8 protein-coding genes are annotated in these 7,020 nt (G+C 37.7%); 7 read left to right on the forward strand and 1 reads right to left on the reverse strand.

Going from position 1 to position 7,020, the window contains the following annotated elements:
• Window positions 1-324: 324 nt before the first annotated feature.
• The 6 genes from DV872_RS25415 (at window position 325) to ltrA (ending at window position 5,715) form a co-directional block, all read left to right on the forward strand.
• Complete coding sequence (locus tag DV872_RS25415) at window positions 325-1,449, forward strand: hypothetical protein (RefSeq protein ID WP_199563546.1); 1,125 nt, start codon at window positions 325-327, stop codon at window positions 1,447-1,449.
• A gap of 176 nt (window positions 1,450-1,625) precedes the next feature.
• Window positions 1,626-2,012: a hypothetical protein gene (locus DV872_RS25420; RefSeq protein WP_114632784.1), complete on the forward strand. Its 387-nt coding sequence runs from the start codon at window positions 1,626-1,628 to the stop codon at window positions 2,010-2,012.
• A gap of 55 nt (window positions 2,013-2,067) precedes the next feature.
• Window positions 2,068-2,343, forward strand: a complete 276-nt coding sequence (locus DV872_RS25425; protein WP_114632785.1) for a transposase — start codon at window positions 2,068-2,070, stop codon at window positions 2,341-2,343.
• Between the two features lie 47 nt (window positions 2,344-2,390).
• A complete protein-coding gene (locus tag DV872_RS25430) occupies window positions 2,391-3,239 on the forward strand; it encodes an IS3 family transposase (RefSeq protein ID WP_216664453.1) in 849 nt (282 codons plus the stop codon).
• 29 nt (window positions 3,240-3,268) lie between these two features.
• Window positions 3,269-3,892, forward strand: coding sequence for a YARHG domain-containing protein (locus DV872_RS25435; RefSeq protein WP_114632787.1), 624 nt, complete (start codon window positions 3,269-3,271; stop codon window positions 3,890-3,892).
• A 578-nt stretch (window positions 3,893-4,470) separates the two neighbouring features.
• Window positions 4,471-5,715, forward strand: a complete 1,245-nt coding sequence (gene ltrA / locus DV872_RS25440; protein WP_114632789.1) for a group II intron reverse transcriptase/maturase — start codon at window positions 4,471-4,473, stop codon at window positions 5,713-5,715.
• Here ltrA and DV872_RS26735 read toward each other — a convergent pair.
• Window positions 5,692-5,841 (reverse strand): hypothetical protein, encoded by a 150-nt coding sequence (locus DV872_RS26735; RefSeq protein ID WP_158547186.1) that lies wholly within the window; start codon window positions 5,839-5,841, stop codon window positions 5,692-5,694. The genes ltrA and DV872_RS26735 overlap by 24 nt on opposite strands.
• Window positions 5,842-5,945: 104 nt before the next feature.
• On the opposite strand from DV872_RS26735, the gene DV872_RS25445 reads away from it, so the two are divergent.
• A complete protein-coding gene (locus DV872_RS25445; RefSeq protein ID WP_114632788.1) occupies window positions 5,946-6,878 on the forward strand; it encodes a Fic family protein in 933 nt (310 codons plus the stop codon).
• Window positions 6,879-7,020 lie beyond the last annotated feature (142 nt).

The raw sequence follows: 7,020 nt of genomic DNA on the forward strand, positions 1-7,020 counted from the left end.
ACTCTTTATAGTCCCGGATTATGTGATCCCAATCTTCTGATGTTCTTCTTTTCATTTTCCACTCCTTTAGAATAGAAAATGCATAGAAATCTCAGTTACTGGTAGATGGGGCTTTATTAGCGGTTACGATCCTTTAAATGGTGCAGACTGGAATCAATCCGCACCAATTGATACAAAACCAACTATACAAGAATTTAAGGAAACCGTAAGCAATTATTTGTCATGGGATATAAGCCAAATATTGAGAAATCAAGGTGAACGCTTGGGAAAATAGAATCCCCACTTAGCGAAAAACTGAAAAATGCTAAGTGGGGAAGTTTTAACTTGGAAAAATTATTTGGGAAAGCAACACGAGGTCGCCGCTTAAAAAGTTCAGATAGAATACCAGGAAGTTTACCATTTGTTACCGCTGGTGAAGCCGATGAAGGTGTTTCAGCATTTATTGGTAATGATGTCCAAGTTTTTAGTAAAAATACTATTACTATAGATATGTTCGGTTCCGCAAAGTATAGAAGTTATCTATATGGCGGTGATGACCATATTGCTGTTATTCATACTGAAAATATACCCGATGGTGCTGCAAAATTCATTACTTCAGCAATTCATAAGACTTCATATACAGGTGATTTTCATTATGGTAGGAATTTCTATGCAAAAGATGCAGACGCATTAAATATACGATTACCAATTAAGAACAAGCTTCCAGATTATGAATTAATGAATGAAATAATTGAAGAGATAGAAGCGGAGCGTTTACAGGCGATAGAGACACATTTACTTGAAACTGGTTTGAACGATTATGAACTTACAGAAGAAGAGCAAAAAGCTTTAGATGAATTTGATAATCTTGAGTGGGGCGAGTTTAGACTTGGTGTTCTATTTGAAAAAATAAAGACAAAAAAGTTAATTTATAAAGCGGATGATCTGCCAAAACAGATTGTAGGTAATTATTCTCTTCCGTGTCTCACCTCTAGTTTCAGAAATCAAGGATTAAATTATTTTGTACCTAGAGATGGGGCAACTATTTTACAGAATGTTATTTCGATTCCATCAAATAGTGATATTTATCGAGCTTACTTTCAATCTAATGAATTTACAGTTTTATCAGATGCTTATGCCATGAGCTGGATTTATAATAACGTTAAACTATCGCCAAACCAGTATCTATTTTGCGTTCAATGTATTAATAAAGTCACAGATTTGCCTATATATTCGTACAAAAATAAATTGGGAGGATGGAATGTTGTCAAAAACAAATATATTAAACTACCTATTAAAAATAACCTTCCCAATTATAAAATGATGGAAATACTAATATCCGCAATCAAAAAATTAGCTATTAAAAATGTTGTTCTTTATTTAGATGATAAAATTAATCTTACAAAGAAAGTTGTAAGTAACCGAATGGTTGCTGAACCCAGAATTCAGTACGGACATGAAAATAAATAATGTATAACTATATTATCTGATTGAAGCAGAGAAAGTAGAAACTACGTTGGCCGTATAACAATCGCATGAACCAGATTTTCCTATGGCATAAATCCTGCTTTTTCTGCTTCGCAGGCAGGATTTCCGCCATGTACGGAAAACAGGTTATGCGGGCGTTATGTTTATGAGGATATAAAGTGAATAGAAATAAAATTTGTGTATTATTCTTATTGTTGGTTACTAATTTACAATTATTCTCAAATGATACTGGTATAGAAAGTGCTGGTGGATCATTAAAAATTGATAATTCAGATAATACTATTTCAATAATCAATGAACGAATCACTCTGATTCTAGAAAATGATTCTTTTACAGTCAGAGTTAACTATGAATTCTTTAACTTAGGGAAATCTATCGAACTGAGAACTGGATTTCCAGAATATTGTTGGGGTACTAGTTTCAATTCAAAATTAGAAAATTTCCAAATAAAATATAAGAATGGTGATCCTATCATTTTTCAAGATGAAGCAGCATCACAAGAACTACAACCTGGGTTAGTAATAACTAATTGGAAGACAAAATGAAGGATTATCATAAAAGTGCAGTCTAAAAATACCCGAGAATATAAAGGGTATGAATATGAAACAGTACAGTAAAGAGTTTAAAGAACAGGCATTAACGCTGTCCGATGAAATCGGATTAAAGAATGCATCGGAGCAATTGGGTATTAACTACGGGACCTTGGCCGGCTGGAGAAAGATCCGCAAGAGAAATAGTAGTGAAAAATCAGTGCAAGACACTTCTCCATTGACAGAGCGGGAGAGGAAATTACTGAAAGAAAATAATGAGCTGAAAGAAGCCAATGAGATTCTGAAGGATGCACTTGGTTTTTTCGCACGAGACCGGAAGAAGTAAGTACAAGAACTATCTTTGCCTATATCTATGATCTTCAGGAAAAAGAAATGACTTCTGTTGTAAAGGGATGCAAGGTATTGAATGTCAGCGAAACAGGCTATTACAAGTGGAAACGAACCCGCAATAAGCCGAGAGCCTGGCAACTTCTTCTGGTCAAAATACATGGAATAATGGATGAACACCCGGATAATAAGAACTACGGAATCGACAGGGTTCACATTGCATTACAGCAAAAGGGAGAGACCGTTTCCAGATCTACAGTAATCAGAGCTATGCGGAAAGGGAATTTGCTCCATAAGAGCCGCAGAAGCCCAAACGGGCTTACCAAGGCGGATAAAAAGGCTCAGAGACCTGACAATGTACTGAAGCGGAACTTCACAGCAACACGGCCAAATGAGAAATGGCTGACAGATATTACCGAAGTTCCGTGCTCTGATGGAAAGCTATATGTCGCACCAGTCTTAGACTGTTTTGGAGGTGAAATCGTCAGTATCGCAATGAAAAGCCACATGAAAAAGGAATTATGCGTTCAAGCCATTGATGACGCTTATAAAAGCAGGACGCCCGGAAGCGGTGTTCTTATTCATAGTGATGCCGGTAGCCAGTATACGAGTGATCAATTCAAAAAGAAACTTGGAGACTATCGTGCTGTCCAAAGCATGAGTGACGTCGGGAAGTGCTACGACAATGCACGGATGGAAAGTTTCTTTGCTACTTTGAAAAAAGAAAAGCTGTATAAAATGAATACAAGGAAAATGACCAGGGAACAAGTAAAAACCATAATTTGGCGTTACGTCATGGTTTACTATAATCGGAAACGTATCAGTACGGTGAACGAAGGAGGCTGGCCTCCAGTTATCTACAGGGAGAAAGAAGCTCTGAAAAAGGCTTCATAAAATAATTGGGGTATTTAGGGACTGCACCGATGTTGACATTTCCAAAAAATATATATTTTGAATCTAATAAATCAACATTTATTGATATTGAGTACAGTTCAACATATGGGGGATCAGGTTTTGGTATTGCAGCCACATATCTCTTAGGTACAGGTAGGACTTGGAACAATGAAATAGGTAAACTGGAAATATACATTATCAATAAATCAGATCTATGGATAAATAATGTAGAAATAGGTAATAGCAATTCTGCTATTTATCAGAATGATAATGATGGACATTTCGCATTACTATTAGAAGATTTTGAACCTATAATTACAGATCAAATTTTTATAAAATTAATTGATTATCCTAAATTTGATGATCCAATGTGGGGTATTAAAAGTGGTAATTTTCCTCTATCAGAAAAAAAGGTTAGCGAGAATTGGTTAAGATTCTTAACTTTAGATCAGTTAAGAAAAGTACGGAATTCAGTATTTGCTTTCCATGGATATGGATTTAAATCTGAATATCTTAAAGATTATTTTAGTAGTTTTAAATGGTATGAAAAGGATAGTGATTTCACAGAATCTGTATTTAATAATTTTGAAAAAATGAATCTTGAGAAATTACTTGAATACGAAGAAAGTCTAAAGATAAGATTTGATTCTTAGCAAAACATAACAAGCAATTGAAGTGTGTGCCACGAGAAGGCGCCTTAATCTAAATGATGGAGGTAGTTTCGTAACTGTAATATTGATGAGGGTAGGCCCCTCGAAATCGGTTTTCAGGAACAGGTTTCAAACCACCGCAAGCTGCATTGGTAAAGAGCCTTTGTGGTGAACGTTGTCGGAAAAAGCAGGAATTAGAACCTGTCAGGTGTGTCTTTGGAAGGTGAACGAAAGTGAACCGTCGATGAGGTATCGAAAGTTTGTATGGTGAGATCAAAAATGACGGGCACTTCAAGCGTCATGACAGGGTATACGACAGAACCTGATTAGTGCGTATGCGGTCTCCGGTATATAGGCGGCACGAGTCAAAGACAGGCGATATTACGGAACGTGGGAACCTGTCGTTGTGATGTTAAGGGAAAATCGTATAACAGAAGAACTGGAAGCGAGAAAGTACCGATGCACGGCACAGGGGCGGATCAGCTCGTAGTAGTTATGAAGGTCTTGTAATGAGACTGGAGCGAAGGAGCTGACATATTCAGTCTGTTTCGGTGATCAACCGGGATAACTGGGAGGAATCATTGGAACAGACAAAATCGTTTAACATTTCAAAGAATATTCTTTGGAATGCGTACATGCAGGTACGGAAGAACGGTGGTTCTGCCGGCGTAGATGGGATAACACTTGAAATGGTGGATTCCCGCAAAACTGATATTTTGTACTCCCTATGGAATCGAATGTCATCCGGTAGCTACTTTCCCAAATCCGTGTTGCGTGTAGACATCCCCAAAAAGAGCGGCGGAACAAGACCCTTGGGTATTCCTACGGTTATTGATCGTGTTGCTCAAATGACGGCCAAAATGTATCTGGAACCGCTTCTTGAGCCATTGTTTCATCCTGATTCCTATGGATACCGGCCTAAGAAGTCGGCTCATCAGGCTGTTTCAATAACCAGGAAGAGGTGCTGGAAGTACAGCTGGGTAATTGATTTGGACATTAAAGGGTTCTTTGACACGATTGATCATGAGTTATTGCTTAAAGCAGTGCGGTTTCATAATCCACCTGCCTGGGTCATTCTCTATATCACTAGATGGTTAAAGGCCTCTGCAGAAGATTCGAATGGAGTTGTGATTGAGAGAGAGCAGGGGACACCACAGGGCGGGGTAATCAGCCCATTGTTGGCAAATCTGTTTATGCACTATGCCTTTGATGAATGGATGAAGAGAACATATCCACATGTTGAGTTTGCTCGATATGCGGATGATGTTGTAATTCATTGTCGGAGCAGACATGAAGCAGAATCCTTGCTGTCGGCAGTTAAAGATCGTTTAAGTGACTGCAAATTATCGGTGCATCCGGAGAAGACTAAAATTGTGTTTTGTAAAGACGATAACCGCAAAGGTGATTACGAATGTACGGAATTTGACTTCCTGGGATTCACCTTCAGGCCAAGGCATGCAAGAAATGACAGAGGACAATTCTTTGTCAGTTTCTCACCTGCTATTAGCCGGAAAGCGGAAGAATCTATAAGAGATACAATTCGTAGTTGGAAGGTGCATTCGCGAACAGGAAGCAGTTTGCTCTCCTTGATAAGTGAGTTCAATCCACGGCTGCGTGGCTGGCTTACCTATTATGGAGCATTTAGGCGTTCTTCCATGAGGAAAATCTGTGAGTTGTTCCATAAAGTGCTGGTAAAATGGGCTAAGAATAAATACCGGAGGCTGAATCATCGTTGGAGTAAAGCTTATGCGTACTTCAGGCGTTTAGCCAATCGGAATCCAAAACTATTAGCTTATTGGGAATTAGGGTGGTGTCTGAACTTTTGAATATGAAGAGCCGTATGACGGGAGACTGTCACGTACGGTTCTGTGAGAGGCTTCGGGTGAGATTCCCAGGGCCCACTCGACAGAATTACCTACTGTCATGGATAATGCTATCTGCTTTGCAGGCATGATCCACGCCAGCTGACGGTAATCAACTTAATTGGGTGTTATATTTGCATGAAATAAAAAAATGAATTACTATATCGGAAAGGCTGATTTTTAAAGGAACCGATATGAATGATAAGCTTTTAAGCAGTATTGTTGGGAAAAAGAAAGAATTAGATTCTCACAGACCACTAAATGCCTCAATAGTAAGAAAATTACATGAACAGTTCGCTCTTGAATGGACATATAATTCAAATGCTATAGAGGGCAATACATTATCTCTTCAAGAAACAGAAATAGTTCTTAACAGTGGAATTACTATAGGTGGGAAAACAGTCAATGAACACCTGGAAGCAATTAATCATAAAGAAGGTATCTTTTTAATAGAAAAGATTATTAAAAATCATCAGGAATTATCAGAATTCACAATTAAAGAGATACACAGGGTCATTCTTAAGGGAATCGATGATCTGGAGGCAGGTTGTTATCGAAGAACAAATGTAAGAATTGTTGGAGCCAGAATGATTCCACCTCAAACAGTAAAACTAAATAAGCTCATGGCAGAATTACTGACCTGGTATTATGAAAATTTAACTGTACTGCCCATTCCAGAATTAGCAGCACAATTTCACTATAGATTTGTTTGTATCCATCCGTTTATTGATGGCAATGGAAGGGTAGCCAGATTATTAATGAACTTAATACTCATGAGAAATGGGTTCCCTCCAACAGTAATATTGAAAGTAGATAGAAAAAAATATTACCGAGTACTAAATGAAGGTAATTTAGGAAATCTTAATCCATTCATTGATTTTGTCGGAAGAGCGATAGAAAGATCATTAATAATTTACTTGAACAGCATTATTCCAAATACAAGTGAAAAACAGGGTTTTATTAACTTAAGAGAGGCAAGTAAGTACTGTGATTATTCTCAGGAGTATTTATCATTTCTCGCTAGAAAAGGTAAATTATCAGCTATTAAGATGAACAAAGAATGGGTTACAACCCGTGAAGCAATTGAAGAGTATGTAAAAGAATTGAATATGAAGGATGAAATATAACAAGCTTTTGAAGCAGTCAGTCGGGATGTCATGATCCTTGGTGCGCCTTGAAGCGTACATTTTATATACCAGTGGGTGTAAGTCCCTCCCGGACAATTTTCCATTTATCCGGAAGTAATAAGGACAGCTGATTCCGTGAGGA

Source organism: Oceanispirochaeta sp. M1 (assembly GCF_003346715.1).
In the GTDB taxonomy this organism is placed as follows: Bacteria; Spirochaetota; Spirochaetia; order DSM-2461; family DSM-2461; genus Oceanispirochaeta.